Genomic DNA, 26,440 nt, shown 5'->3' with positions numbered 1-26,440 from the left:
GCAGCACCGTCATCCTACCCTGAAGCAATTTTCGCGCTTGCCGACGCTCGCTGGACCTGACTCTGCGCATTCCAGTACGGGGTTGACGTAATAGCGTCCTGTTGTTGGCCATTCCCACGGGCTGGCCGCTTGATGCCGGCTTATTCTCGACACAATTTAGGCCGGCTCCCTTTCCTTTCGGCGTCGGGCGCGCCTATACTTCGCCACCTCAACAGAACTGGTGAAAGATGCCGCCCGTCAAAAAGGAAGCCCGACCGTCCCACCGCGTCGCACGCGCCCGCACGCCCGCCTTCGTCAAGAATCTGCGCGGCGTCAAGAACTGGAAGGAAGTCAGCGCCTGGCTGGAATATCGCGGCATCGAAGATATCGAGTGCATCACGCCCGACCAGGCGGGCATCGCCCGCGGCAAGATGATGCCGACCAGCAAGTTCACCTCGAACACTTCTCTGGCCTTGCCGTCCGCTGTGTTCATGGCGACGATTTCGGGTGGCTATCCGGAAAACGGCAACGGCTTCCACTATCCGGAAGACGATGGCGATCTCAAGCTGATGCCGGATCTTTCGACGCTGACTGTGGTGCCGTGGGAAGACGACCCGACGGCGGCCGTCATCTGCGATCTCGTCCATCAGGACGGACGCAATGTCGAGTTCGCGCCACGCAACGTGCTCAGGCGCGTCCTTGGCCTCTACGACAAGCTCGGCCTCAAGCCGGTGGTCGCACCCGAAATCGAGTTCTATCTGGTGCGCAAGAACCCCGATCCGGACTATCCGCTGACACCGCCGGTCGGGCGCTCCGGCCGTGCTATCGGCGGCGGTGCCGGTTATTCCATCGCCGGCGTCAACGAGTTCGACGAACTGATCGACGACATCTATCATTTTTCCGAAAACCAGGGCCTCGAGATCGATACGCTGATCCACGAGGAGGGTGCCGGCCAGCTTGAGATCAATCTGCGCCACGGCGACCCGATCGAGCTTGCCGACCAGGTGTTCATGTTCAAGCGGACCATTCGCGAGGCGGCGCTGAAACACGACATCTACGCCACCTTCATGGCCAAGCCTATCCAGGGCCAGCCGGGTTCGGCCATGCACATCCACCAGTCGATCATCGACAAGAAAACTGGAAGAAACATCTTTTCGGCCGAAGACGGGTCGGAAACCGACGCCTTCTTCCATTTCATCGGCGGCATGCAAAAGCATGTGCCCAATGCGCTGGCGATGTTCGCGCCCTATGTGAATTCCTACCGTCGGTTGACGCAGGCGGCATCGGCCCCCGTCAACAACAAATGGGGCTATGACAACCGCACCACGGCGTTTCGCGTACCGCGTTCCGATCCGGCGGCGCGGCGTGTCGAAAACCGTATCCCGTCTTCCGACGCCAACCCCTATCTGGCGCTCGCCGCCTCGCTGGCCTGCGGGCTGATCGGCATGAACAACAAGATCAAGGCCGAGCCGCCGGTGCTGACGACCGCCAACGAAGCCGAGATCGACCTGCCGCGAGGCCTGCTGGAGGCGGTCGACCTGCTCGAAGCGGACGACGAGTTGTGTGCAGCGCTGGGCAAGTCCTTCACCACCACCTACGCGGCAATCAAGCGCGCCGAATTCGAGACCTTCATGGAAGTGATTTCGCCGTGGGAACGGGAGTATTTGTTGTTGAATGTGTGATTTAGGGCAGTAGCGAATAGCGAATAGAGGTAAGCGTGACCCACCAATCCATGCAAGCAGGAGCGCGGATCAGCGGCGCTTGCTGTTTCCCTACTCCCTACTCCCTACTCCCTATTCGCTAGCCGCCCATGCCCTATCAATCCCCGATTTCTCCCGGCATTTCCTGGTACGAGGATAGCGCTGGCCCGCGCCCGGAATATCCGGCGCTGGACGGCGACCGGCAGGCGGACGTGGTGATTGTCGGCGGAGGCTTTACCGGTCTTTCCGCCGCGACCCATCTTGCCAAGTCAGGTGTCAGCGTCGTGCTGGTCGAAGCGCACCGCTTCGGCGACGGCGCCTCGGGGCGCAATGGCGGGCAACTCGGCACCGGGCAGCGCGCCGGGGTCGAGGAACTGGAGGCCGAATACGGCTTTTCCCGCGCCAAGGCGCTGTTCGACCTGGCCGAAGACGCCAAGGCGCATCTGCTGGAGTTTGCGGCGGCCAACCAGATCGACATCGACTACGTGCCCGGCCAGATGTCGGTGGCGCACAAGCGCCGCTATGTCGATGACTACAAGGCCCATGCCGAGATCATGGCCAACCGCTTTTCCTATCCGCATATTTCCTTCATGGACGCCGGGGAAACGGCGGAGCGCCTGGGTTCGACACGGTTTTTCGGCGGCACGCGCGACACCGGCACCGGCCACATCCATCCGCTGAAGCTGGTGATCGGCACCGCGCGGGCGGCAAACGAGGCAGGCGCGCATCTGTACGAGAACACCGGCGTCTCGGGCATCGCCTCGACGGGCGGCAAGGTTCGGGTGGCGACGCCGACCGGTACCGTCACCGCGCAAAAATGCCTGATCGCGGTCAACGCCTATGGCGGTACGCTGGAGCCGGTCAGCGCTTCGCATATCATGCCGATCGGCTCGTTCATCGGCGCGACGGTGCCGCTCGATGTCTTTCCGGGCGTCCTGCCCGGCGGCGAGGCCGTCGACGATTCGCGCTTTGTCGTGCGCTATTTCCGCAAGTCCAGGGACGGGCGGCTGTTGTTCGGCGGCCGGGAAATCTACGGGGTCAACGACCCCAAGGACATCCACATCCACATCCGCCGCCAGATCGCCGAGATCTATCCGGCGCTGAAGGACGTCGAGATCACCCATGGCTGGGGCGGCTATGTCGGCATTACCCTGCCCCGCAAACCGTTCGTGCGCGAGGTCATGCCCAATGTCATTTCGGCCGGCGGCTATTCCGGCCATGGCGTCATGCTGTCGAATTTCGTCGGCAAGCTTTATGCCGAAACCGTCACCGGCAACCGCGACCGGCTGAAGCTGATCGAGGCCCTCAAAATACCGGCGTTTCCCGGTGGCCGGCGCTTGCGCGCGCCGCTGTTGTTTCTCGCCCTTAACTGGTATGCGTTGCGGGACAGATTTTAAGCCCATGTTTCGAGGTCACGTTTCAAATTCCTTAATACTGGCGCAGTGATGCCACATTCGTCGTTCTAGGTATCGGTAACAGATAAGAACCAGCACCAGCGGCTGGCGGGACTGTCTTCCATCTTCGGCATGCTATGCCTGTATCGAGCAGATGGACTTTCGGCCCCCTTTTGGAGAAGGCAGAAGTGAAGGGGTTCTCGTTTTTCGGCAGGCCGAGACGTCGCCGCCTCGCAATGACGTTCGGCTATGAGTGCCGCCCTTCTTTGTGGCGCACGCTCCGTTCCAATTCCCATCTTGTCATCGCCGCGTTCGGCACGGCCTCGTTCCTGGCCGTCGCCGCAATTGCCCTTTGGCTTGCCCTGCCTTCCGTCGACCGACCGGCCTTTGCCGAAGCCAGCCAGGAACCGTTGGCGCAGGCTTCCGCCAGCCCGTCAGCTTCCGCCAAATCTGTAGCCGCCAAATCCGTGATCGTCGCGAAGCCGCCGCCGGTAGAGGCGAACGCCGTTGCGGCTGAAACGGGCGCGGTGCCGAGCGACCTGCGCTGGAAAGATCCGAATGGCGCCAAATCGCCGACGCAGACAGCGGCAAAAGCCGCGCAGGCCGTCAATGCCGAGGCCGGCTCAGCCGAGCCGGCAGTTGCGACCAGCCCGCAGCTTGCCGCATTCGCCGCCGCAAACCGCGCAGAGGTGAATGGCGACGCCGATACGAGTGGCGCTGCCGATGTGGCCCAGACCGCTGCGGTTCCCACGCCCAGGCCGGCAAAACCGGAAAAACAAGTCGCGAAAGCGGAAACAGACGAGCCGCAACCTGCTTCGACGGGCGGCGGCGAGGCGGCGCCGGGCCATATCCTTCGCGGCGTGACCATGCGGTCCGGCCCGAAGAAGGGCGCGGCTGCCATCGGCACCATTCCAGCCAAGACGGCTGTGCAGATCGTGGACTGCAAGCGGTGGTGCGAAATCCTCTATAACGGCAAGCGCGGCTGGGTTTACAAGACGTTCGTCGCCCGCGACTAGAGCGCCGCGCCCAACCAGACGCACAAAGGGTACTCTGCCCCCTTGTTTGAGCATCGGATTACCGAAAACCGGTAACCACTTTTCGGTCTGACGCTCTGGTCAGATACAGCGCCCGCCATCGACTTCCAGCGCGACCCCGGTAATGAAGGCGGCTTCGTCGGATGCGAGCCACAGTGCTGCATTGGCGATGTCGAGCGGCGTCGACAGCCGGCCAAGCGGGATGGAAGCGCGGAATTTCTCGCGGATTTCGGGCGTATCCTTGCCCATGAACTTCTCCAGCATGCCGGTGCCGCCGGCGACCGGGCACAGGCAATTCACGCGGATGTTCTTCGGCGCCAATTCCACCGCCATCGATTTGGTCGCGGTGATCGCCCAGCCCTTGGAGGCGTTGTACCAGGTAAGGCCGGGGCGCGGCCGCAGGCCGGCGGTCGAGGCGGTGGTGAGAATGACGCCGCCGCCCTGTGCCTCCATAATCGGCACAATGCTGCGCGCCGCGTGGTAGATCGCCTTCATGTTGACGGCGGTAATGAGGTCGAACGTTGCTTCGTCCACGCCCAGCATGTCGCCGTTGCGATGCGTATAACCTGCATTGTTGACCATGATGTCGACGCGGCCGAAGGCATCCATGGCCGCGCCCACCATCTGTTCGAATTCGGATGCCTGCGATACGTCGGTTTGCGTCCATATCGCGGACACGCCGATCTCCGCCGCGACCCGTTCCGCGCCCTTGCCGTTCAGGTCGGCGACAACGATCTTCGCGCCTTCCTCGGCGAAGCGCCGGGCCATACCCTCGCCGAAGCCGGAAGCGGCCCCGGTAATGACGGCTACCTTGTCTTTCAGGCGCATTGTTTTCTCACCCATGGTTGAACACGATCGTCTTGGTCGCCGACATGTCGTACAGCGCCTCGAACCCCTTCTCCCGGCCATGGCCGGATCGCTTGAAGCCGCCGAAGGGGAGTTCTATGCCGCCGCCCGCGCCATAGCCGTTGACGAAGACCTGGCCTGAACGCACCCGCTTGGCGACACGATGCTGGCGGCCGCCATCGCCGGTCCAGATGCCGGCGACGAGCCCGTAGTCGGTGCCGTTGGCCAGCCGAATCGCTTCCTCCTCGCCGTCGAAGCCAAACAGCGCCAGCACCGGGCCGAAGACTTCCTCGCGCGCGATGGTGGCGTCCGGATCGACCTCGCCGAACAGCGCCGGTGCGAAATAGTAACCGCCGGATGGCGCGTCGCGGTGAATGGAACCGTGTGCCAGAACCGGAACCCCTGCCTTTTCGGCATCGGCCACCATGCTCTCGACGCGAAGCTTCTGTTTCGGGTTGATAAGCGCGCCAAGGTCGAGATCGGCGTCGTGCGAACCGGCAACCAGCGCCGAGAATCGTGTGGCCAACGCTGCCGCGACCGCCTCATAGATCGGCCGCTCGATCAGCACACGGCTGCCGGCCGAGCAGGTCTGGCCGCCGTTTTGGATGATCGCGTTGACCAGCACCGGCAGCGCCTTGTCCAGATCGGCATCGGCAAACACGATTTGCGGCGACTTGCCGCCGAGTTCCATGGTGACGCCGCGATTGTTTCCGGCCGCCGCCTGCTGGATGGCCGTTCCGGTGGCGGGTGAGCCGGTGAAGGTGACGTAATCGACACCCGGATGCGCCGACAGCGCTGCCCCCGCCTCGCGCCCATAGCCGGTGATGACGTTGAAGACGCCGTCAGGAAAACCCGCTTCGAGCGCCAGTTCGCCCATGCGGATCGCGGTCAGCGAGGCGTCTTCCGCCGGCTTGACGACCAGCGTGTTGCCCATGGCGAGCGCTGCCCCCGCCACCCGCGCCAGGATTTGCAGCGGGTAGTTCCACGGAATGATGCCGGCAACTACGCCATGCGGTTCGCGCAGCGTCAGCGCCGTATAGCCGTCGAGAAAGGGAATGGTGTCGCCATGGATCTTGTCGCCCGCGCCGCCATAAAATTCGTAATAGCGCATGGTGGCGGTGACGTCGGCCTTGCCCTGCCTTGCCGGCTTGCCGGTATCGCGCGATTCCAGTGCCGCCAGTTCGTCGCCGTTCTTTTCGACCAGGTGAGAGAGGCGGGTCAGCAGCCGGCCGCGCTCGACGGCCGGCATTTTGGCCCATGGCCCCTCTTCGAAGGCGCGCCGCGCCGCCTGCACCGCGCTATCCACATCAGCCTCACCGGAAGCCGGGATCGAGGCGAAAACCTTACCGTCGGATGGACAGAAGACATCGATGCGTTCGCCGGAAGCCGCATCGACGGACTTGCCGTCGATCAGTTGACGGAAGGCGCGGCCCTGTGCGACGGCCCCTGAAAGGTGTGTGCCCATGGCGTTTCTCCTTTGGGTTCGCTCCAAAGCCGCCCTATGTTGCGGTTGCGGAGCAATCGGCGGGGATTATCGCCTATCGGCTGCCTCGCGTGCTGGACCAGTGGCATGGTCGATGCTGTGACACCATGGCACTGGTCAATCTAAATCGATTAGATTATAGCAGCCCGGCATACCCAGCCGGCGTTAGAACGGACAGAGCATGACAAGCCAGATCATTCCCGTCGACCCTTTCGACTTCATCATATTCGGTGGCACCGGCGATCTTTCGGAGCGCAAGCTCTTGCCGTCGCTGTATTACCGCCAGCGCGATCATCAATTTTCGGAACCGACACGCATTATCGGCACGTCGCGCAGCAAGATGAGCGACGAGGAATTCCGGGCATTTGCCAAGAAAGCGATTTCCGAGCACGTCGCCAAGGCGGACATCGACGCCAAGGAACTGGAGATTTTTCTCGCCAGGTTTTCCTATGTGGCGGCGGACGCCGTCAGCGGCTCCGGCTTCGACCAGTTGAAGAAGAAAGTCGGCGACACCGACCGCATCCGCGTCTTCTACCTTGCCGTGGCGCCTGGCCTGTTCGGCGAAATCTCGCACAAGCTCAAAGAGCACAAGATGATTACGCCCACGTCGCGGATCGTCGTGGAAAAGCCGATCGGCCGCGACCTGGCTTCGGCCAAGGCGCTCAACGACCAGATCGGCAGCGACTTCCATGAAAACCAGATTTTTCGCATCGACCACTATCTCGGCAAGGAGACGGTGCAGAATTTGATGGCGCTTCGCTTTGCCAACGCGCTCTACGAGCCACTGTGGAATTCGGCGCATATCGATCATGTGCAGATCACGGTGGCCGAAACCGTCGGGCTGGAAGACCGCGTCACCTATTACGACAAGGCCGGCGCGCTGCGCGACATGGTGCAGAACCACATCATGCAGCTGGTCTGCCTCGTGGCCATGGAGGCGCCCGCCTCGATGGATGCGGATGCCCTGCGCGACGAGAAGCTGAAGGTGCTGCGGGCGCTGAAGCGCATCAACGGCACCGAAGCGCCGAAGCAGACGGTGCGCGGGCAATACCGCGCCGGCGCCTCTTCGGGCGGCCCGGTGAAGGGCTATGTCGAGGAACTGGAAAGCGACAGCAACACCGAGACCTTCGTGGCCATCAAGGCCGAGATCGCCAACTGGCGCTGGGCCGGCGTGCCGTTTTACCTGCGCACCGGCAAGCGGCTGGCCAACCGCGTCTCCGAGATCGTCATCGAGTTCAAGCCGATCCCGCACTCGATCTTCGCAGGCGAGGCGGCAGGGCCGATCTTCCCCAACCAGCTTGTCATTCGGCTGCAGCCGGACGAAGGCGTCAAGCAGTTCATCATGATCAAGGATCCGGGTCCGGGCGGCATGCGGCTTCGCCAGATTCCGCTCGACATGAGCTTTGCGCAATCCTTCAAGGGGCGCTCGCCCGACGCTTACGAGCGGCTCATCATGGACGTGATCCGCGGCAACCAGACGCTGTTCATGCGCCGCGACGAGGTCGAAGCGGCGTGGAAATGGATCGACCCGATCCAGAACGCCTGGGCAAGCGCCTTGCAGGAAACGCAGGGTTACACCGCCGGCACCTGGGGCCCATCGGCTTCGATCGCCCTGATCGAGCGCGATGGCCGCACCTGGCACGAAAGCAATTGAGCGCCATGGGCGGCAATTTCCACTGGCACGGTTTTGAGACGCGCGACGAACTGGCGGCGGCATTTTCCGGCACCGTCGCTGCCCGCCTCACCGAGGCTGTCGCAAAACGTGGGACGGCACTGCTTGCCGTTTCCGGCGGCACCACGCCGGCGAAGTTTTTTGCCGCCCTGTCGAAACAGCCCATCGCCTGGGACAAGGTGACGGTGACGCTGATCGACGAGCGTTTCGTGCCGACCTCCTCGCCGCGCTCGAATGCCGGACTGGTAGCCGCCAACCTGCTGCAGAACGCGGCTGCCGCCGCCAAATTCATGCCGCTCTATCACGAGGCAGCCAGCATCGAGGCTGCGGCATCCATTGCCGACAAGGCCTTGCAGGCGCTTGGCTGGCCACTCGACGTTGCCGTGCTCGGCATGGGCAATGACGGCCACACCGCTTCGTTCTTCCCCGATGCCACCGATCTGGCCACGCTGCTCGACCCCGCATCGAAAGCCAACGTACTGCCGGTTCACGCGGAAAGCGCCGGCGAGCCGCGCCTGACCCTGTCGATGGCGCGCATCATCGAAGCCGGTTTCGTCGCGCTGCACATCGAGGGCGCCGAGAAGCAAGAAACATTCGACGGCGCGATGACGCCGGGTGCGAAAAAACCGATCCGCGCCGTTATCGAGGCCTCGCCAAGACCGGTCGAGGTTTTCTGGGCTGCTTGATATGCAACGCCGGACACTTTGCCGCAATCCGCAAGGAGTTTGCCATGACCGCCAGACGCGACATCGAAGCCATCACCGGACGCATCCGCGAGCGCTCCAAGGGTAGCCGTGAAATCTACCTCTCCCGCCTCACCGCCGCTTCCGGCAGCACGGCCAATCGCGGCGTTCTTTCCTGCGGCAACCTCGCTCACGGCTTTGCCGTGTGCAGCCCCTCGGAAAAGATCGCGCTCGGCGGCGACCGGGTTCCTAATCTCGGCATCATCACGGCCTATAACGACATGCTCTCGGCGCATCAGCCGTTCGAGACCTATCCGGCACTGATCAAGGAGGCGGCGCGCGCGGCTGGCGGCATCGCGCAGGTGGCGGGCGGCGTGCCGGCCATGTGCGACGGCGTCACCCAGGGCCAGCCAGGCATGGAACTGTCGCTGTTTTCGCGCGATGTGATCGCCATGGCCGCTGCAATCGGCCTGTCGCACAACATGTTCGACGCCGCGGCCTTTCTCGGCGTCTGCGACAAGATCGTGCCTGGCCTTTTGATGGCGGCCCTTACCTTCGGGCACCTGCCGGCAGTGTTCATCCCGGCCGGACCGATGACGACCGGCCTGCCCAACGACGAGAAAGCGCGGGTGCGCCAGCTCTATGCCGAGGGCAAGGTCGGCCGCGCCGAGTTGCTGGAGGCCGAGTCGAAATCCTATCACGGGCCGGGCACCTGCACCTTCTACGGAACCGCGAACTCCAACCAGATGTTGATGGAGATCATGGGTCTGCATACGCCGGGCGCTTCCTTCGTCAATCCCGGAACCCCCTTGCGCGACGCGCTGACCCGAGAGGCGACGAAACGCGTGCTGGCGATCACAGCCCTCGGCAACGCCTACACGCCGGTCGGCCGCATGATCGACGAGCGTTCGCTGGTCAACGGCGTCGTCGGCCTGCACGCCACCGGCGGCTCGACCAACCACACGATCCATCTGATCGCGATTGCGGCGGCGGCCGGCATCAAGCTGACCTGGCAGGATATTTCCGACCTGTCGGACGCCGTGCCGCTGCTGGCCCGGGTCTATCCGAACGGGCTTGCCGACGTGAACCATTTCCAAGCGGCCGGCGGCATGGGCTTCCTCATCCGCGAACTGCTGGACGAAGGCATTCTGCACGAGGACGTCCAGACCGTATGGGGCGAAGGCCTTCGCCCCTATGCTGTCGAGGCGACGCTGGGCGTCGACGGTTCCGTGGTGCGGTCGCCCGCGCCTCGGCAAAGCGGCGACGAGAAGGTGCTGGCTCCCTTCGCCAGGGCATTCCAGCCGAGCGGCGGGCTGAAGGTGCTGTCCGGCAATCTCGGCCACGCCATCATAAAAACCTCCGCCGTGAAACCCGAGCGGCGCATCATCGAAGCGCCGGCGAAAGTGTTCGACAGCCAGCATGGATTGAACGACGCCTTCAAGGCCGGCGAGTTGACCGGCGACTTCATCGCCGTCATCCGCCTCCAGGGGCCGAAGGCCAACGGCATGCCGGAACTGCACAAGCTGACCACCGTGCTCGGCATCCTGCAGGACCGCGGCCAGCATGTGGCGCTGGTGACGGACGGGCGCATGTCGGGCGCCAGCGGAAAAGTGCCGGCGGCGATCCATGTGACGCCGGAAGCGCTTGAAGGCGGGGCGATCGGCAAAGTCCGCGCCGGCGACATCTTGCGCCTCGATGCGGATGCGGGGACGCTTGAGCTTCTGGTGCCGGCGGGCGACCTCGCGTTGCGCCCAGTCACAACCGCCGATCTTTCGGCCAACGAATTCGGCATGGGCCGCGAGCTTTTTGCCGGCTTCAGGCATCTGGTCAACCGCGCCGACCAGGGCGCGAGCGCGTTCGGTAACGGCTGACGCAATCAGTAGGTCGTGCGCCGCTCTTCCGAGGGCGGGCGGGCGAATTGCAGCCGGTAGCTCTGGGCGAAATAGGAATGCGAGGTGAACCCCGTCGCAATCGCCACGTCGAGGATCGGCATGTTGGTCTGGCGCAGCAATTCGCGCGCGCGCTCCAGCCGCAGGCGCATATAGTAGCGGCCGGGCGTCACCGACAGATGGCGCAGGAACAGGCGCTCCACCTGCCGCACCGAAAGGCCGGCCGACTTGGCCATCTGCACCGCCGACAGCGGCTCGTCGAGATGATCGGCCATGAGTTCGACGATACGGCGCAGCTTTTCGGACTTGCCGGTAAGGTCGCGCTCGGGGCCGACGCGCTGGCGGTCGGCGGCGGAACGGATGCGCTCGTGCTGGAACTGGTTGGCGACGCCATTGGCGATATTGGAACCGAGATCGGCCCGCACGATCTCCAGCATCAGGTCGATCGACGTGGTGCCTCCGGCGCAGGTATAGCGCTTGCGGTCGATTTCGAAGACGTGGCCGGTACAGGCGATGTCGGGAAACCGCTCGATGAAGCCGGCGCGGTTTTCCCAATGGATGGTGCACCGGTGGCCGTCCAGTTGGCCTGCTTCCGCCAGCAAATAGGAGCCGATGGACAGCGCGCCCAGCGCGCCGCCGCGCCTGCCCCAACTGCGCAGCGCGCCCAGCACCTTGCTCTTTCCGGGAAACTCCGTGCTGAGGCCGACCGCGACGAACAGGATGTCCGCATGCGGCATGTCCGCCACCGAATAGTCGATCTTGATCGGCAGGCCGTTCGAGGCCGTAACCGCCTCGCCATCGGCCGAAACCGTGGTCCAGCTATAGAAATCCCGGCCAAGCAGCCGGTTGGCCGACCGGCACACATCGATCGCCGCGGCCAGCGAAAACATCGGAAACCTGTCGACCAGCAGGAATGCGAACTGGCGTCCGTCCGTCGCAGAATCGCTCGATACCGGCCGTTCGATGGAAACAGGAACTGTCGGCAAGGCGCATACTTTCCAAGGCGATCAGAAGGACGGACGTTTCAGCCCGGTGGCAAGATAGGCGGAAACCAGCGTATTGGCCATCAGCATTGCAATGGTCATCGGGCCGACACCGCCCGGAACCGGCGTGATCGCGCCGGCGACCTTGTCCGCCTCCGCGAAGGCGACATCGCCGACAAGGCGGGTCTTGCCCTCGCCCTTCTCGGGTGCATCAATCCTGTTGATGCCTACATCGATGACGGTAGCACCGGGCTTTACCCAGTCGCCCTTGACCATCTCCGGCCGGCCGACGGCGGCAACCAGGATGTCGGCGGTGCGCGCCAGCGCCGGCAGGTCCCGCGTGCGGCTGTGGGCGATGGTGACGGTGCAATTGGCGGCAAGCAGAAGGCTCGCCATCGGCTTGCCGACGATGTTGGAGCGGCCGAGGACGACGGCGTTCAGGCCGGACAGGTCCTTGCCGCGCACCCGCTCGATGAGCAACATGGAGCCTGCCGGCGTGCAGGGCACGAAGGCCGTTTCCAGTTCGCCCGTGCCGACCTTGCCGACATTGATGAAATGGAACCCGTCGACGTCCTTTTCCGGCGCGATCGCCTGGATGACCTTGCCCGCGTCGATATGCGCCGGCAACGGCAACTGCACCAGAATGCCGTGAATGGCGGCATCGGCGTTGAGATCGCCGATGATCGACAGCAGGTCCGCCTCGGCCGTATCTGCCGGCAAGGTGTGCTGCACCGACAAGAAACCGCAGGCCTTGGCGGTGCGGGACTTGGACGCGACATAGACCTGGCTGGCAGGGTCTTCGCCAACGATCACCACGGCAAGGCCGGGTTGTGTCCCATGCTTGCCAACGAGTTCGGCCGTCATGGCCGTTACCTTGCTCACCACGTCGGCGGCGACGCTTTTTCCATCGATCAGTTCGGCCATGCTCAACCTTGTTGCTTCGGGGCACCCTGCGGAATGTCGGGGGTACCCTTCCGCGGCATCGAGTGCAAATGGACAATTTGCAGCGCCCTGTGCCTGTTCGGCAAAAAGCATCCTGTATGGCCAGCATTTCATGGAAAGGGGCCGGCGCAATCCCGCCAATGCGCCGCGCCATGCCGTAAACTCGAAACCGGCGCGATTATTCCGACGCAGGACCTATCGGTTCAGCCTACTCTGCCGCTGGTTTTCAGAAATAGCGACGGCGGGAGCGGCTGTCGGCCAGGTCGCGCACGGCATCGCGGAACTCGCGCAAGGAGGCGCGGATTTCCTCGATCGGCGTCGGCTCCTCGGCAAATGACTGCATTTCGGGCGCGCGCGGCTGGTTGAAGGGTTGCGGTTGCGGATAAGGCGCGGCCTGATGCTGCGGCATCGGCGGCGCGTAAGGATAGGCCGGTGGCGGCGCATAAGACGGCACCTGCCAAGCCTGTGGCTGCGGCGGATAAGCCATCTGCTGCGGCGCCTGAACGTAAAGATAAGGCTGCGGTTGCGCATAGACCTGCTGCGGCGGCGCATAGGGCTGTGGCTGCATCTGCGGAGCGGGATAAGGTGCGGCCTGTTGCGGCATCATGGGCGGCGCAACCGGATAGGGATGCTGTGGATACGCGCCCTGCTGGAACTGCGGTTGCGGATAACCCATCGCCGGCTGTTGCGGCGCATAAGGCGCGTTCGGATCGGGATAGACGGGATACATGGTGCTCTCCGCGGGCTGCATGGTGTCGTCGGGTGCAAATACGGGCGCGTCGTCGAATTCGCCCGGCTCCTCTTCCTCGAAATATCGGTCTGTCTCTTCGTAGACCTCTTCAGGGCCTTCCTCGGGGCTTTCGTCCGGGCCGGGCGCTTTGCGCTGCAAAGCCCGCGTGATGGCCGAGCGCAAGGTTTCGATCGGGTTTTGTCGCACCGGCGACGGCAGCGGGGCAGCTTCGGCCACCACTGGCTCGTGGAACGGCAGCGGCTCACGCGGCGGCGGAGCGAATGCGGCGCGGTCGGGCGTGCGGCGCTGGGCCGGCTGGCCCTGTCGTGAACGATCGTCGGCGGTTTCGCGAAGGCTGTCATAGGCCCCACGCATGGCGCCAAGGCCGATACCGGAGGCAAAGCCGAGCAGCAGGCCGGCAAGGGCCGTCAAGGCGCGGGACGGGCCTGTCGGCTCCAGCGGCGGAAAAGCCTTGGAAATGACGCTGATATTGGCGGTGTTGATGTCTTTCTGCTCGCCGGTCTGCTTGGCGCGCAGCAGGAACGCCTCGTACACGGCGCGCTTGGCGTTGGCGTCGCGCTCCAGTTCGCGCGCGGTGACGAGATCGGCGTTGACATCGCCGCTGCGCACCTTCAACTGCGCCAGCCGGGACGACAATTCCTGCTCCATCTGCACGGCCCGCTTCAGTTCGGTCTGTAGCGACGAGGCGATGCGCCGCAACTCTCCCGCGATACGGTCGCGCGCGCCCGTCAACTGGGCGTCCAGCGCCAGCCGCTCGGGATGCCGGGGGCCGAGCCGCACATCGGCGCGGTCGGCTTCCTGCCGGAGCTTGGCATATTGCGCGCGCAAATCGTTCATGGCGTCCGAAGCGACCGCCTCGGGCAGCGTACCGCCGAGCACGGCATCGACATCGACCGACCGGGCAGAGGCGGCCTTGGCGTTCAGCTCCAGCGTTTTCGCGCGCGCGACGGTGAGCTGGTCGTTGAGCTTTACCAGTTCGTCGTCGGAAATGAGGCGTCCCTGCGCGTCGATCAGATCGTGCTCGGCCTTGAAGGTTTCGACCTTGCGTTCAGCGGCTTCGACAGCCGCGCGCAATTCATCGAGCCGCCCGGTCAATTCGCCCGTGGCGCGGCCGGCCGTATCCGACTGCATCTTGCCGTAGGTCTGCAAGAAGACATCGGCCATCGTATTGGCGATGAGCGCCGATTTCTCGCCCTGCTTCGTGGTTACGCCGATGCTGATGACGAAGGTCTTGCTGCCGCGCTCGACCGACAGGTCCTTGGCCAGATTGTCCACGACGATGGCGCGACGGCGCGCTTCGTCATTGCCGGCCGGCGCATCGTCGCGCGAAAGCACCGAACGGATCATCGCCATCACGCCCGGAAAGCCCTCGCTTTGGCCATTGAATTCCGGGTCGTCGTCAAGATTGAGCTTGTCGGCAACCTGGTTGAGCACGGTGCCGGAGGTGAGCACGCGCACCTGGTTTTCCACGATGGCCAGCGTGGTGTCCGAGGCGATGCCCGATTGCGTCAGGTCGTGGTCGGTGATCTGCAGGTCGCGCGGATCGGCGATCAGTTCGGTCGTCGCCTCATACTTCTTCGGCGTCGTCACAGCGATGGCTACGCCGAGCAGGGCGCCGGCCAGCGTCGCCGCCACGATCAGCTTTTTCGAGCGCGCGATGCCGCCGAAAACCTTGATCGGATCGATGAGCGGCTTCCAGCGCTGGTCGTCCCCCTCACGGTCGGGGGGCCGCCTGTCGGCCTGCGCGAAAGCCGGGACGGTTTCGGCAGGCTCAAACGGCGGCAGCGCTTCGTCCATGATGGGTGGGGGAGGTGCTACGTGCTCGGATTGCGCTTCGCGTTCCGCTCTCGCCAGCCGATGACGGGCGGCGGCATCCTCCCGCCCGGACGGCCGCACGTCGTCGGCGACAGAAAGAAGCGAGATGGATGGGCGGACAGCCGGTCGTTCAGGCGCTTGCTGGCCGAGCGAAAGCAGCGAGCGCAAGCGGCTTTTGTCTTCGCGGTTTTCCCTCTCGAACATGGTTTTGAGGCTTTACCTTCAGCGGCGCGCGAACGGCACGCCCATGCGTTAAACCACGCTAAACAGACATGGAAAACAAAACGTTAATTTTGGAGCGCGTTTGAGGGCTTCGTCAGACGATTCTGTGCGGAAAACGGCACGTTAAACTTTGTCGCCTATGCTGCTTTCGAACCATGACGCAGGCCCGCGACATCACCGAAAAGCGCAGTATCGCCCGGCTCGCAAGCGTTGTAGCCGCGCGGCGGGGGCTTGTGCGCGACTATCTTTCGGCCATCAGCGGAGCCGGCGGGCGGCTGGTCTTCTCGCTCGTCTATTTCGTCGCGCTGGCCAACACGCTTTCCATTGCGGAATTCGGCCTGTTCGCCACGGCTTCCGCTGCCGGCGTGATGCTGTCGCGCCTGCTCGCCTTCGGTTTCATATCGGCGCTGTACCGCACCGCCACCAAGCGCCCCAGGCTGATCGGAACCTTCACGGCAGGCTTCGCCCTGTTGGCCGCCCTATCGATTCCGCTGCTGATTGCCGCCGCTTACGGCATCTATCGGCTCTTCTTCGCGGCCAGCATGGCGCTGCCGGTATTCGCGGCTGTCGTCTTTGCCGAAGCGCTGTTGTGGCGGCCGGTCGAGGTGGCGATGATCGTCAACAACGGTCTTGGCAAATTCGGCAGGGCAGCCCTGCTGTCGATTCTGACGGCCGCGCTCAAGGCAGCGGCGGCGGTGCTTTTCATGTTTGCGGCACAGCATACGCTGGCGACATGGTCGTGGTTTTACATCGGCACCAACGCGGCCTCGCTTGTGCTTGCCTTTGGGCTGTTTTATCCGCGCCAGCGGCTCAGGCTGCGGCCCGCGCTCTACTGGCGGCGGCTCGCCGATTCGGTTTATGTCGCCTGCGCCGAAGTGCTGTTCTACCTGCAAATGGAATTCGACAAGCTGCTCGTCCTGGCGATCGGCGGGCCGCAGCTTGCCGGCCTCTATGCCATCATCATGCGGCTGGTCGATTTGACGGCCATTCCGATCCGCACCTTCTCGATGATGCTGGTGCAGAAGCTGATGCGCGCGCCGATGCTGCTGTCGCGGCTTGCCGTCCGCTGCGGCATCGAAGGCGGCGTATTCCTCGTCTCGACGCTCGGGCTGCTGGCGCTGGGCGTGGTGCTGCATTTCTTCCCGGCAGCGCTTGGCCGCAACGTTGCCGAGGCCGCGCCGCTCGTCCTGCTGGCGCTCTTCGTTCCGGGCTTGCGCAATCTCGTCGAATACCAGGCGGAACTGCTTTTCGCGCGCGGCCAGACGCTGATGCGGGCGCTCAATCTCAGCCTACTGGCCGGCGCAAAGGCGGTTCTTTTGACCTATGTGCTGACAAGGTTCGAGGCGATGTCCGATCTGGTGCTGTCGCTCAACCTCGTATTCCTGCTGCTTTATCTGGCGTCGGCCCTGCTTACCTATTCGGCCATGCGCCAGCCGCCGAAGCCTGTCTAGGCGGCGTGTGTAATCAGGCGGCGGATACGGTCGGGATCGACGCCAAGGAAGGATTGCACGCCGACAGCCGCCTGCTCCGGCTCCATCGAAGCGACGAGCGCGCAAAACTCGGCGTCGGATAAAACCTGCCCGAACCAGTGCACGCGGCAGAATTCCTCCGCGCCGTGGAAATGGTCCGCTCCCTGCAGCACCTCGTCAACATAGCGGCCATAGACCATGCATTCGGAAAATTTTCGGCTGGAGCCCAGCACCTCGATCCAGCTACGGCCGTGCTGCGCCTCGATCCGCTTGCACATTGCCGTCATCGTTTCGCGCCGCCAGGCGATCAGCGTCGAGATATAGTCGTGCGGCGAGACGGCCGGACTGGCGATGCCAAGCGCGCGGCCGGCATTACGCGACCACAGGCGATGGTCGTAGCGTGTCTCGCTTGCCATCGTGTCGTAGCGGCGAAACAGGCGGACCTTGCCGTCCCGATGGAACGCACCGCAATCGAACGGTTTCAGGAACACGACGTCGGAATCGCAAAACACCAGCACGTCTTGCGGCACATGAGCGGCGATGGCGATGCGGCGCAACTGCTGCACATGCCAGCCGCGCAGCGGTTTGGTCCTGAAGCTTAGCCATATGCGGCGGCGAAACAGGCTTGCCGGGTCGTCGAAGGGGCGCAGCCAGCCCGGCAGCAGGTCGCGCTCGTCAATGACTGTGCGGCGCGCGCCGGCCAGTTGGCGAAACAGCCCCATGTCCCGGCGTTCGACCAGGATATAGTGGTGCGCGAAGCCCGTCACATGGCGGTCGAGTGTTTCGCAAAGCAGCCGGCAGCGCTCGAAATCCGCAGCATAGCTGGGCGTCACGATGGCCGCAGTCGCAGCCGGCGTGAACAAGACAGGGTCGGTGGCATCCCCGGCCGCGAAACGGCTGCTCACAGCTTGCCCCCGAGGGAATTTCCCCCCGTTGGAGCAGGCATACCGAAGAATTTCTGCCGCAACACGCGCCACAGGAAAACCGGGTTGCCGATGAGGTAGCGCCGCCACAGGCGGCGGGGTTCGACAATCAGCCGGAAAAGCCATTCAAGCCGCACGCGGCGCAGCCATAGCGGCGCTCGCGGCACGCTGCCGCTCAGGAAATCGAACAAAGCGCCCACCGCGATCGGCAGCGTGCAATGGCGGGCGTCGATATGTTGGGCGATCCACAATTCCTGCCGCGGCACGCCCATGGCGACGAGCAGGATGTCCGGGCGGAGGCCGGCGATGCGGCCAAGGATAGCCGGCTCCTCTTCGGCCGGGAAATAGCCGTCATGGATGACCACGATGCGGTGGCGCGGCGCCATTGCGGCGAGCCTTGCCGCCGCCGCCTCGGCGATGTCGGGAGACGCGCCGAGCAGCGCCACGGTCAGCGGCGAGGCCGCCGCTTTCAGCAAGGCCGGGATGAAATCGGTGCCGTTCAGGTTGGCTGGAAACGACGAGCCGTAAAGAAGCTTCGAGGCGATGTCGATGCCGACCCCATCCGGTAGGACCAGGAAATCGTCGAGCGCATGCGCGAAGGCCGGATCGGTCACGGCGATGTTCGCATTATGCGCGTTCAGGAACGTGACCTTGGTGAACTTCCGGTCGCGAAGCAAGCCCGTCAACCGGTCGATGGCCTCGCCCCAGCCGGCGCCGGCTACCTGAATGCCGAGAACCCTCCTGCATATCCGGGAACCGAAAATGGCATGGGCGGCATCCATGTTCATGCGAAGGCCGGCCGCCGGACGGGGCCGATAGCCCGCAGGCCGCGCTCGATCGCGGCGTCGAGGGCATTCAGTTGATGGCGATGGAAGGATGCGCCGTCGCAATCGGAAACCGCGCCTGCCGCTGCGGCCTCAAGCGCGCTTGCGAAGGCGGCCGGATCGTCGGTGACGACGCAATTTTGCGGGCGGTAGCCGATGCCGCGCAGCGAGCGGGCGGTGGCGACGCTGGGAAGGCCAAGCTCGAAGGTTTCGATGGTCTTCAACTGCACGCCGCTGCCGGATGTACTGATAAGCGGAATGACGGCGGCCGAGCGGACGAACGCCCGCGCATCCGGCACGCGCCCGACAAAGCTGACGCCGGGGTGCGGGGACTTGATACCGGACGGGACGCTGCCGGCGATGTGGACGCGAAAGTCCGGCCGCAGGTGCGGCACGACGCGGCTGAGGAACCAGTCGAGGCCGATGCGGTTGGGCTGCCATGTCCAGGTGCCGATCAGCGCCGCGTCGCATTCGATCCGACGCGGGGCCTTCACCGGGACGGTCGCGCGCGTCGTCAGCGGCAGCGTGGCCGACCGGTCGTCGGAAGCGACGCCGAGTGCTGCGCGGTCTTCCTCGGCCAGCGTGAAGACGAAGCGGGCTTTTGTGCAAAGCCGGTCTTCCATCCGCTTCAGCAGCCGCGCCTCGCGACGAAAAAGCAGGCGCTCCGGCAGGCGGCGGGCGGCTGCGGCATTGTCCAGCGCCGCCTGGTGCTCGACATTGTGGGCGACGAAAATCGATGGCAGGCCGACAAGGGCTTCCTCGAAGGCGCCGGCGAACTGCACCGAATTCAGCACATAGCCATCGAACGGGCCGGCTTTCGCGATGGCCGCGCGGACCGCTTGCGCCGAAACGATGCGCAGTTTTGCCGATGCGAAGGTAAGCCCCGATGCGAGCGCTTTTGCCACCCATTCCAGCTTTTGCACGGGCGAAGCGCTGTCGGTGCGTACGTCCAGCGCACCCAGCACAATGGTGTTTTGCGGATCGAGGGCGGGTTCGCCCGGCCAGGTGAAGCCCATGACGGTAACCCGCGCGCCCGCCCGGCGGAGCGCGTCGATGATTGCCGAATTGGCAATCTCGTAGCCTGAGGCGAGAGCGCCGTCAGGCACGATCGATGTGGCAAAAAGCAGATGCATCGGGCCTATCCTGGAGGCAGCCAATAGCAAAGCTGGGTGAATCTCCCCTTAAAAGCGAGGTTTTGCCCCCTGGATCGTGAAAATTTTCGTCATTCGCAGGTGAAGATGATTAACGAAACATTATCGCGGCGGTGCTACCACCACGCCAGATCATTCGGCTTGACGGACATGAATGCTTTTCCTTCCGATGCCTCGGTGTCGATTGTCGGCCGATCGCCCGGGCTTGCTGCCGAAGCGGTCGAGGCGGTCGTTACGCTGCCGACCTTCAAGCGGCCCGAGCAGGTCGTGGCCACGCTGGAATCGTTGCGCCGCCAGAAAACCGGCCGTCGTTTTGCGGTAATCCTGATCGAAAACGAAGCCGAAGCGCAGGAGGGCGCCAAGGCGGCGCTGCCCCTGTTCGAGCGTGGAGCGATTGCCGGCATGGTCATCGTCGCACACCAGCGCGGCAATTGCAGCGCCTACAATGCCGGCTGGCAGAGCGCGCTCACGCATTTCCCGAATTTCAGGCATTTGCTGGTCATAGACGACGACGAAATCGCCGATCCGCACTGGCTCGAGCTTCTATGCCGGGCAGCCGAAACGCTGTCGGCCGACATTGTCGGCGGACCGCAGGTGCCGAAATTTGCCGAGCCTGCCCATGACGTGTGGGCGACGCACCCGGTATTCGCGCCGCCCTACCGCGAAACCGGGCTTGTGCCGGCGCTGTATTCGTCCGGCAACCTTTTGGTCTCGCGTCCCGTGCTGCTGGCCATGGGGCCACCCTTCCTCGACCTGAAATTCAACTTCATGGGCGGCGGCGATTCGGATTTTCTCAGCCGCGCGGGGCAAAAAGGATTTGTTCTTGGCTGGTGCGCCGAGGCCAGCACGCAGGAGATCGTGCCCGCCCGCCGCGTCGAGGCCGACTGGCTGCGCGCACGAAGCCTGCGCAATGGTGTCATCTCGACGCTGGTTGAAAAGAAGAAGCGCGCGGGCACGCCGCTTGGCCGGACCAGAGTGTTGCTGAAGAGCCTGGCCCTGCTTGCCGCCTCGCCGTTTCGCGGGCTTTTCCGGCTGGTGCGAATGAGGTCCGCCCGGACGGCGCTTTATCCGGTCCATGTTGCGCTTGGTCGCGTTCTGGCCGAATTCGGATATGCCAATGAGCAATATCGACAGCCTGAAAAGAACTGAACCCGCGCCGCTGAGCGCCGCCTTCACGCGCGATGGCGTCTCGACCGCCATCGCGGCGGTGTTACTCACCGTCGTGCTTGTTTCATTCCGACCCTTCTACCCCGACGGCACCGGCGTCGACGGCTCTGATATCGTGAACCAGATCGGGTTCGGCGCCCTTGGCGCGCTCTCGATCTTTTCGCTGGCAACGCTGGCGGAGCCGCGCGTGGTGCGTTCGCTGCTCAGCCCATCCTGGCTGATGGTGCTGGCCTTTTTCGTGCTTTCCATCCTCATGGCCACCGACCCGTTCGCGGCCCTGCGCGCAGCATCCTTCACGCTGATCGGCATGCTGGCCATGGCAACCGTGCTGGCGTTACCGCGTGACGCGGAAGCGTTCTCGACGGTGCTCGTCTTCGCCGCGGTGGGGGTCATAGGCCTGTCCTATTTCGGGCTTTTCGCCTTTCCCAACGCGGCATTGCATACGGCAAATTCCAGCGAACCGGACCAGGCCGGCCTGTGGCGCGGCGTCTTCACGCATAAGAACATCGCCGCACCGGTCATGGCCTGCTTCACCTTCGCCGGGCTTTATCTCTACCGGCGCGGGAGGCGCTTGAGCGGCATCGTCATCTTCTGCGCGGCGGCCTTCTTTATTGCCCATACCGGCTCCAAGACCACCTTCGTGCTGGTGCCGTTCTCGATCCTGATCGTCATGGCGCCCGGCATCGCCGGCATGCGGCTCGGCACGCCGATATTGTTCGCCATGGCCATCATCGCAACGGCCGTCGCCACGCTCGGCATCGTCTTCCTGCCGCCGGTGGCGCATCTCGCGGCGCTGTATTTTCCCGATGTCACCTATACCGGGCGCACCACGATCTGGCGGTTCGCCGGCGACATGCTGGCGCAGAGGCCCTGGACGGGATACGGCTATGACAGTTTCTGGGGCACGCCGCTGCTGCTGGGCCAGGAACAGCCTTTCGACCGCGCCTGGGACGTGCGCAACATCGTCCATGGCCATAACGGCTATCTCGACATAGCGGTGTTGATGGGCATCCCCGCTTTGTGCGTGGCCGCTTACACGTTCATCTTTGCGCCCATGCGCGATTACATGCGCATCCCGCTTCGCAAGGAAAACGTCTGGCTCGGCGATTTTTTCATGATGGTGGTGCTGTTCACCGCCCTCAACGCCTTCCTGGAAACGTTCTTCTTTCATCGCGCCGACCCGGTCTGGATGTTGTTCATCCTGGCGGCGTTCGGCCTGCGGCAGGTTTCGCTGCGGCCAATTCCGGTTCGGGCCTTCCACGCGGCGGGATGAACCGGTAAGGAACGGTTTTCGGGAGGCTTCCAATGACGATCAGGCTCGTTCTCGCCGGCTGCGGCAATATGGGTTACGCCATGCTCGCGGGCTGGATAAACTCGGGCAAGCTGAAGCCGGGCGAGACAATCGTGGCGGAGCCGAACGCCGACCTGCGCAAGCGGGCCGAAGCGCTGGGCTGCCACACCGGCGCCGATGCGGTCGACATTCCAGCCGACGCGGTGCCGCAACTGGCGGTGATCGCGGTCAAGCCGCAGGTCATTCGCGAAGTAACACAAGCCTATGCGCGCTTCGGAGATGGCCGCACCACCTTCGTCAGCATCGCGGCGGGAACGCCGGTCGCCACTTTCGAGGAGGTGCTTGGCAGCCAGGCGCCGATCATGCGCTGCATGCCCAACACGCCGGCCGCCATCGGCAAGGGCATGATGGTGCTCTATTCCAATGCGCTCGTATCCGACGAGATGAAGCGGGTGGTTGCCGACCTGCTTTCGGCCAGCGGCCAGGTCGCGACCATTACCGACGAGGGCCTGATGGATGCGGTGACGGCGGTGTCCGGCTCCGGCCCGGCCTACGTCTTTCACTTCATTGAAGCGCTGACGGCGGCGGCGAAAAAAGCCGGCCTTCCTGACGAGACGGCAAAACTTCTGGCCATACAGACCGTCTATGGCGCGGCTTCGCTAGCTGCCGAGAGCCATGAAGAGCCAGGCACGCTGCGCCAGCAGGTCACCAGCCCGAACGGCACCACCGCGGCAGCCCTTGGCGTTCTGATGGGCCAAGACCGGCTGACGAACCTCGTGACCGAAGCGGTCGAGGCCGCACGGCTCAGGTCGATCGAACTCGGAAAATAGCGGTTTCAGGCTTTCCCGTACAGCATTTCGTCCTGGCGCTGGCGCAGGGCGAACAGGCGCGTCGTCGGGTCGGCGGCGGCGTTGTCGGTGGTCAGCAATTCGCCCTTCTTCACCGGCTTCAGCACCTTGCCGCCTTCGAGCAGGCCGACCGGGATGGCCTTGTGGCCACGCGCGTCGCCGACGGTCATCGTCCACGAGCGATAGCATGTCTCGCCGATGGCATCGAAGGTCTCGCCGGCGACGAGATCGCGCTTGGCCACGGCGCAGACTTCGGCGACCGGGCGCGGCAGCGGCACCATGTCGGGCCTGCCGTAGAGCATGATCCGCGCCGCCGTCAGCGGCACCTCCAGCGAGGTCAGGTGATAGGGCCGGAAGAAGCTGTAATAGGGGCCGTGGCCGATATGCAGATCGTCCATGCGCTCGATGATGCGCGGATGCGTCGCCTCGACGATGACGAAGACGCCCGGCGCAACGCCTTTGCCGACCGTATAGTCGACCACGCCCTTCTTGAGCAGGATGCCGCCGTCCTCGCGCGGCACCAGCACCCTGGCCAGATCGTCACGGTCGGCCTTGGGGCCGTGCATGCCCGGTACGTCGGGCACCAGGCCGGTGGCGTTGGCGATGGCGCACATCTCGACCATGGTTTTCGAGCCGTCGACGAATTCGACCAGCATGCGCGGGTTCATGTTGCGGCGGATCGCTTCCTCGCGGTAATCGTCGGGCACCGCGTCGTGGTTCAGCGGGTTGTTCTTGCCCTTGCCGGCGGAGACGATGGTGTAGCCGAGCGCAGTGGCGAACTCGATCAGTTCCATGCAAGACGACGGCTCGTCGCCCGCGCCGACCGAATAGACGACGCCCAGCCGGTCTGCCTCCCGCTTCAAGAGGCAGCCGATGGTGACGTCGGCCTCGACATTCATCATCACCACATGCTTGCCGTGCTCCATCGCCGACAGGCAGAAGTCGGCGGCGACGCCCGGCTTGCCGGTGGCGTCGATGACAACGTCGATCAGCGGATTGGTGACCAGCATTTCGTTGGAGGTGATGGCGATCTTGCCGGCCTCGATCGCCTCGGTAACCCTGGATGCCGTATCGGCCTCGCGCGCCATGGCGTCGTCGCCATAGGCGATGCGGATAGCCTCATGTGCCGTATGCGAGCGCCGCGTCGAAACCGCGCAGACCGAGATGCCCGGCATCAGCATGCCTTGCGTCACCAGGTCGGTGCCCATCTCGCCGGAGCCGATGACGCCGATGCGTATGGGACGGTTCTCGTCGGCACGCCGGGCGAGATCGCGGGCAAGCCCGGTGAGGGCGACATTGGTCATGACGACATCCGCGACATTCTGCTAGAGCGTCGTGCGTCCTTTCGGATGCACAAAGGACGCTCTACCACTTTGATTGAGCATCGGGATAATCCGAAAACCGGTGCCCGCTCTTCGGTCCGATGCTCTGGCGGCCTGGTGTCCGCGAGCCGAACGCCCGCCGCTTCGGAAAAGGAATGGTGCTGCCAGGGAGGATTGAACTCCCGACCTCTCCCTTACCAAGGGAGTGCTCTACCACTGAGCTACGGCAGCATCTCGAACGCGGCGCTTCTGCCACATCACTTCCGTAAGCGCAAGTTATGTGTGTAATCTTCCGTCGCACATTTACCGGACATGCGCACGCCATATTCGCGGCTATGGCTGGGAACCGGTATCCGGGGACAGAATCATGAGCGGAAAAGAAGGCGAATCCAGCGATGCAGCAGTGCGGCGCAAGGCGCGGCTGGCCGAGGCCCTGCGCGCCAATCTGCAGAAACGCAAGGCGCAATCGCGCTCGCGCCGCACAGGACAGGCCGATTCGAGGCCAGAAGGGCTGCCAGCCTCGGTGCCCGGAAAGGCCGCGCGTGAAAACAAAGACTGAAGGCCGGCGACCCTTTGGGGCAAGTCCGATCTATGAGAGCGTTTCGCAATCCTATTTCTTGAACCAAGCCCGCCAATAGTCTAGACGGACCAACCTCAACCGATTGAAACCGGCTTCCTGGCCGGAAGGATACTTCTTCATGGATCGCATCAGAATCGTCGGCGGCAACCAGCTTGCCGGCACCATTCCGATTTCGGGCGCGAAAAACGCCGCCCTGCCGCTGATGATCGCCTCGCTCTTGACCGACGATACGCTGACGCTGGAAAACGTGCCGCATCTGGCCGATGTCGAGCAGCTTACCCGAATCCTGGGCAATCACGGCGTCGACTATTCGGTCAATGGTCGCCGCGAGAAGCAGCAGGAAGGCTATTCGCGCACCATCAATTTTTCGGCCCGCAACATCGTCGACACGACCGCCCCTTACGAACTGGTGTCGAAGATGCGCGCTTCGTTCTGGGTGGTGGGGCCGCTTCTGGCGCGCATGGGCGAGGCGAAGGTTTCGCTCCCCGGTGGCTGCGCCATCGGCACAAGGCCGGTCGATCTGTTCATCGACGGCCTGCAGGCGCTGGGCGCCGAGATCGACGTGGAAAACGGCTATGTGCTGGCCAAGGCCAAAAACAGGCTGAAGGGCAACCGCTACGTCTTCCCGAAGGTTTCCGTCGGCGCGACCCACGTCTTGATGATGGCGGCGTCGCTGGCGCGCGGCGAAACCGTGCTGGAAAACGCCGCTTGCGAGCCGGAAGTAGTCAATCTCGCCGAATGCCTCAACGCCATGGGCGCGAAAATCACCGGTGCGGGCACGCCGACCATCCACATCGACGGCGTCGAATCGCTGTCGGGCGCGCGCGTGCGCGTCATTCCCGACCGCATCGAGACCGGCACCTACGCCATGGCGGTGGCCATGACCGGCGGCGACGTGCTGCTGGAGGGCGCGCGGCCCGATCTGTTGCAGAACGCCCTCGACGTGATCGCCCAGACCGGCGCCGAGATCACGCCGACCAATGCCGGCATCCGCGTGCGCCGCAATGGTGCTGGCATCTCGCCGGTCGACGTCACCACCGAGCCGTTTCCCGGCTTTCCGACCGATCTTCAAGCGCAGTTCATGGGCCTGATGACCATGGCGAAAGGCAAGTCGCGCATCACCGAGACGATCTTCGAGAACCGCTTCATGCATGTGCAGGAACTGGCCCGGCTTGGCGCGCGCATCACGCTTTCGGGCCAGACGGCGATGGTGGAAGGCGTGTCGACGCTGAAAGGCGCGCCCGTGATGGCGACCGACCTGCGCGCCTCGGTGTCGCTGGTCATCGCCGGTCTGGCGGCGGAAGGCGAAACGACGGTAAACCGCGTCTACCACCTGGATCGCGGCTTCGAGCGGCTGGAAGAGAAGCTTTCCGGCTGCGGCGCGGTCATCGAGCGGATTTCAAGCTGATGCGCCACGGTTGCGCTGCGGGATAAGACCGCCTAACAAAAGGCCGACGGCTAAACCTTCGCAG

General features: G+C 64.1%; 21 protein-coding genes and 1 tRNA gene. 12 read left to right on the top strand and 10 right to left on the bottom strand.

The window, feature by feature from the left end; translation table 11 throughout:
- The first annotated feature begins 227 nt into the window (after nucleotides 1–227).
- The 3 genes from ACX3P0_RS11445 (at nucleotide 228) to ACX3P0_RS11435 (ending at nucleotide 4,089) form a co-directional block, all read left to right on the top strand.
- Nucleotides 228–1,661 carry a glutamine synthetase family protein gene (locus ACX3P0_RS11445; protein WP_459077531.1) on the top strand — a complete coding sequence of 478 codons (1,434 nt, stop codon included), beginning with the start codon at nucleotides 228–230 and terminating at the stop codon, nucleotides 1,659–1,661.
- A gap of 128 nt (nucleotides 1,662–1,789) precedes the next feature.
- The gene (locus ACX3P0_RS11440) at nucleotides 1,790–3,076 is read left to right on the top strand and encodes an NAD(P)/FAD-dependent oxidoreductase (protein ID WP_459088540.1); all 1,287 of its coding nucleotides are present in this window, start codon (nucleotides 1,790–1,792) and stop codon (nucleotides 3,074–3,076) included.
- Nucleotides 3,077–3,309: 233 nt separating this feature from the next.
- Nucleotides 3,310–4,089 (top strand): SH3 domain-containing protein, encoded by a 780-nt coding sequence (locus ACX3P0_RS11435; RefSeq protein WP_459088538.1) that lies wholly within the window; start codon nucleotides 3,310–3,312, stop codon nucleotides 4,087–4,089.
- 99 nt (nucleotides 4,090–4,188) lie between these two features.
- Here ACX3P0_RS11435 and ACX3P0_RS11430 read toward each other — a convergent pair whose 3' ends face one another.
- The gene (locus ACX3P0_RS11430; RefSeq protein ID WP_459077900.1) at nucleotides 4,189–4,935 is read right to left on the bottom strand and encodes an SDR family oxidoreductase; all 747 of its coding nucleotides are present in this window, start codon (nucleotides 4,933–4,935) and stop codon (nucleotides 4,189–4,191) included.
- A gap of 7 nt (nucleotides 4,936–4,942) precedes the next feature.
- Nucleotides 4,943–6,418 carry an aldehyde dehydrogenase family protein gene (locus tag ACX3P0_RS11425; protein ID WP_459077528.1) on the bottom strand — a complete coding sequence of 492 codons (1,476 nt, stop codon included), beginning with the start codon at nucleotides 6,416–6,418 and terminating at the stop codon, nucleotides 4,943–4,945.
- 199 nt (nucleotides 6,419–6,617) lie between these two features.
- On the opposite strand from ACX3P0_RS11425, the gene zwf reads away from it, so the two are divergent.
- From zwf to edd, 3 genes are read left to right on the top strand one after another with little or no spacing between them, the layout of a single operon-like run.
- On the top strand, nucleotides 6,618–8,090 hold the full coding sequence (gene zwf, locus ACX3P0_RS11420) for a glucose-6-phosphate dehydrogenase (RefSeq protein WP_459088536.1): 1,473 nt from the start codon (nucleotides 6,618–6,620) through the stop codon (nucleotides 8,088–8,090).
- Complete coding sequence (gene pgl, locus ACX3P0_RS11415) at nucleotides 8,072–8,794, top strand: 6-phosphogluconolactonase (RefSeq protein WP_459088747.1); 723 nt, start codon at nucleotides 8,072–8,074, stop codon at nucleotides 8,792–8,794. Before zwf ends, pgl begins: the two co-directional genes overlap by 19 nt.
- 44 nt (nucleotides 8,795–8,838) lie before the next feature.
- A complete protein-coding gene (edd, locus tag ACX3P0_RS11410; protein ID WP_459088535.1) occupies nucleotides 8,839–10,662 on the top strand; it encodes a phosphogluconate dehydratase in 1,824 nt (607 codons plus the stop codon).
- Nucleotides 10,663–10,667: 5 nt separating this feature from the next.
- Here the strand turns inward: edd and ACX3P0_RS11405 are convergent, their stop codons facing one another.
- From ACX3P0_RS11405 to ACX3P0_RS11395, 3 genes are all read right to left on the bottom strand, one after another.
- Nucleotides 10,668–11,570: a GlxA family transcriptional regulator gene (locus tag ACX3P0_RS11405; protein WP_459077898.1), complete on the bottom strand. Its 903-nt coding sequence runs from the start codon at nucleotides 11,568–11,570 to the stop codon at nucleotides 10,668–10,670.
- A 117-nt stretch (nucleotides 11,571–11,687) separates the two neighbouring features.
- A complete protein-coding gene (locus ACX3P0_RS11400) occupies nucleotides 11,688–12,587 on the bottom strand; it encodes a bifunctional methylenetetrahydrofolate dehydrogenase/methenyltetrahydrofolate cyclohydrolase (RefSeq protein WP_459088533.1) in 900 nt (299 codons plus the stop codon).
- A 244-nt stretch (nucleotides 12,588–12,831) separates the two neighbouring features.
- Complete coding sequence (locus ACX3P0_RS11395; RefSeq protein WP_459088531.1) at nucleotides 12,832–15,375, bottom strand: GumC family protein; 2,544 nt, start codon at nucleotides 15,373–15,375, stop codon at nucleotides 12,832–12,834.
- A gap of 173 nt (nucleotides 15,376–15,548) precedes the next feature.
- Between ACX3P0_RS11395 and ACX3P0_RS11390 the strand changes: the two genes are divergently transcribed.
- Nucleotides 15,549–16,844 carry a lipopolysaccharide biosynthesis protein gene (locus ACX3P0_RS11390; RefSeq protein WP_459088529.1) on the top strand — a complete coding sequence of 432 codons (1,296 nt, stop codon included), beginning with the start codon at nucleotides 15,549–15,551 and terminating at the stop codon, nucleotides 16,842–16,844.
- Here ACX3P0_RS11390 and ACX3P0_RS11385 read toward each other — a convergent pair.
- Genes ACX3P0_RS11385 through ACX3P0_RS11375 form a run of 3 tightly spaced genes read right to left on the bottom strand, consistent with a single transcriptional unit; the run spans nucleotide 16,841 to nucleotide 19,742 of the window.
- A complete protein-coding gene (locus ACX3P0_RS11385; RefSeq protein WP_459088527.1) occupies nucleotides 16,841–17,767 on the bottom strand; it encodes a DUF6492 family protein in 927 nt (308 codons plus the stop codon). The genes ACX3P0_RS11390 and ACX3P0_RS11385 overlap by 4 nt on opposite strands.
- Nucleotides 17,764–18,573, bottom strand: coding sequence for a WecB/TagA/CpsF family glycosyltransferase (locus ACX3P0_RS11380; RefSeq protein WP_459088525.1), 810 nt, complete (start codon nucleotides 18,571–18,573; stop codon nucleotides 17,764–17,766). Before ACX3P0_RS11380 ends, ACX3P0_RS11385 begins: the two co-directional genes overlap by 4 nt.
- Nucleotides 18,570–19,742 carry a glycosyltransferase gene (locus ACX3P0_RS11375; RefSeq protein ID WP_459088523.1) on the bottom strand — a complete coding sequence of 391 codons (1,173 nt, stop codon included), beginning with the start codon at nucleotides 19,740–19,742 and terminating at the stop codon, nucleotides 18,570–18,572. The genes ACX3P0_RS11380 and ACX3P0_RS11375 overlap by 4 nt, the downstream gene beginning before the upstream one ends.
- Before the next feature lie 168 nt (nucleotides 19,743–19,910).
- On the opposite strand from ACX3P0_RS11375, the gene ACX3P0_RS11370 reads away from it, so the two are divergent.
- Genes ACX3P0_RS11370 through proC form a run of 3 tightly spaced genes read left to right on the top strand, consistent with a single transcriptional unit; the run spans nucleotide 19,911 to nucleotide 23,048 of the window.
- Nucleotides 19,911–20,909 (top strand): glycosyltransferase family 2 protein, encoded by a 999-nt coding sequence (locus ACX3P0_RS11370; protein ID WP_459088521.1) that lies wholly within the window; start codon nucleotides 19,911–19,913, stop codon nucleotides 20,907–20,909.
- Entirely contained in the window at nucleotides 20,878–22,200 is a 1,323-nt protein-coding gene (locus ACX3P0_RS11365; protein ID WP_459088519.1) for an O-antigen ligase family protein, read from the top strand. Before ACX3P0_RS11370 ends, ACX3P0_RS11365 begins: the two co-directional genes overlap by 32 nt.
- Nucleotides 22,201–22,232: 32 nt before the next feature.
- Nucleotides 22,233–23,048, top strand: coding sequence for a pyrroline-5-carboxylate reductase (proC, locus tag ACX3P0_RS11360; RefSeq protein ID WP_459077517.1), 816 nt, complete (start codon nucleotides 22,233–22,235; stop codon nucleotides 23,046–23,048).
- A 5-nt stretch (nucleotides 23,049–23,053) separates the two neighbouring features.
- Here the strand turns inward: proC and ACX3P0_RS11355 are convergent, their stop codons facing one another.
- On the bottom strand, nucleotides 23,054–24,370 hold the full coding sequence (locus tag ACX3P0_RS11355; protein WP_459088517.1) for an NAD(P)H-dependent oxidoreductase: 1,317 nt from the start codon (nucleotides 24,368–24,370) through the stop codon (nucleotides 23,054–23,056).
- Nucleotides 24,371–24,544: 174 nt separating this feature from the next.
- Nucleotides 24,545–24,619: transfer RNA gene (locus tag ACX3P0_RS11350), tRNA-Thr, on the bottom strand.
- A gap of 136 nt (nucleotides 24,620–24,755) precedes the next feature.
- Between ACX3P0_RS11350 and ACX3P0_RS11345 the strand changes: the two genes are divergently transcribed.
- Both ACX3P0_RS11345 and murA read left to right on the top strand, forming a co-directional pair.
- A complete protein-coding gene (locus tag ACX3P0_RS11345; protein ID WP_459077515.1) occupies nucleotides 24,756–24,947 on the top strand; it encodes a hypothetical protein in 192 nt (63 codons plus the stop codon).
- Between the two features lie 139 nt (nucleotides 24,948–25,086).
- Nucleotides 25,087–26,376: a UDP-N-acetylglucosamine 1-carboxyvinyltransferase gene (murA, locus tag ACX3P0_RS11340; protein ID WP_459088515.1), complete on the top strand. Its 1,290-nt coding sequence runs from the start codon at nucleotides 25,087–25,089 to the stop codon at nucleotides 26,374–26,376.
- The last annotated feature ends 64 nt before the right edge of the window (nucleotides 26,377–26,440 follow it).

The sequence above is a fragment of the Mesorhizobium sp. A556 genome (assembly GCF_054489545.1).
Note: the sequence above shows the minus strand (reverse complement) of the source record. Positions and strands in the feature narration are given on the sequence as shown.

Excerpts from the sequence above, each read along its gene's own strand:
- ACX3P0_RS11445 (WP_459077531.1), top strand. The coding sequence starts at position 228 with ATGCCGCCCGTCAAAAAGGAAGCCCGACCGTCCCACCGCGTCGCACGC.
- ACX3P0_RS11440 (WP_459088540.1), top strand. The coding sequence starts at position 1,790 with ATGCCCTATCAATCCCCGATTTCTCCCGGCATTTCCTGGTACGAGGAT.
- ACX3P0_RS11435 (WP_459088538.1), top strand. The coding sequence starts at position 3,310 with ATGACGTTCGGCTATGAGTGCCGCCCTTCTTTGTGGCGCACGCTCCGT.
- ACX3P0_RS11430 (WP_459077900.1), bottom strand. The coding sequence starts at position 4,935 with ATGCGCCTGAAAGACAAGGTAGCCGTCATTACCGGGGCCGCTTCCGGC.
- ACX3P0_RS11425 (WP_459077528.1), bottom strand. The coding sequence starts at position 6,418 with ATGGGCACACACCTTTCAGGGGCCGTCGCACAGGGCCGCGCCTTCCGT.
- zwf (WP_459088536.1), top strand. The coding sequence starts at position 6,618 with ATGACAAGCCAGATCATTCCCGTCGACCCTTTCGACTTCATCATATTC.
- edd (WP_459088535.1), top strand. The coding sequence starts at position 8,839 with ATGACCGCCAGACGCGACATCGAAGCCATCACCGGACGCATCCGCGAG.
- ACX3P0_RS11405 (WP_459077898.1), bottom strand. The coding sequence starts at position 11,570 with ATGTTTTCGCTGGCCGCGGCGATCGATGTGTGCCGGTCGGCCAACCGG.
- ACX3P0_RS11400 (WP_459088533.1), bottom strand. The coding sequence starts at position 12,587 with ATGGCCGAACTGATCGATGGAAAAAGCGTCGCCGCCGACGTGGTGAGC.
- ACX3P0_RS11395 (WP_459088531.1), bottom strand. The coding sequence starts at position 15,375 with ATGTTCGAGAGGGAAAACCGCGAAGACAAAAGCCGCTTGCGCTCGCTG.
- ACX3P0_RS11390 (WP_459088529.1), top strand. The coding sequence starts at position 15,549 with ATGACGCAGGCCCGCGACATCACCGAAAAGCGCAGTATCGCCCGGCTC.
- ACX3P0_RS11380 (WP_459088525.1), bottom strand. The coding sequence starts at position 18,573 with ATGAACATGGATGCCGCCCATGCCATTTTCGGTTCCCGGATATGCAGG.
- ACX3P0_RS11375 (WP_459088523.1), bottom strand. The coding sequence starts at position 19,742 with ATGCATCTGCTTTTTGCCACATCGATCGTGCCTGACGGCGCTCTCGCC.
- ACX3P0_RS11370 (WP_459088521.1), top strand. The coding sequence starts at position 19,911 with ATGAATGCTTTTCCTTCCGATGCCTCGGTGTCGATTGTCGGCCGATCG.
- ACX3P0_RS11365 (WP_459088519.1), top strand. The coding sequence starts at position 20,878 with ATGAGCAATATCGACAGCCTGAAAAGAACTGAACCCGCGCCGCTGAGC.
- proC (WP_459077517.1), top strand. The coding sequence starts at position 22,233 with ATGACGATCAGGCTCGTTCTCGCCGGCTGCGGCAATATGGGTTACGCC.
- ACX3P0_RS11355 (WP_459088517.1), bottom strand. The coding sequence starts at position 24,370 with ATGACCAATGTCGCCCTCACCGGGCTTGCCCGCGATCTCGCCCGGCGT.
- ACX3P0_RS11345 (WP_459077515.1), top strand. The coding sequence starts at position 24,756 with ATGAGCGGAAAAGAAGGCGAATCCAGCGATGCAGCAGTGCGGCGCAAG.
- murA (WP_459088515.1), top strand. The coding sequence starts at position 25,087 with ATGGATCGCATCAGAATCGTCGGCGGCAACCAGCTTGCCGGCACCATT.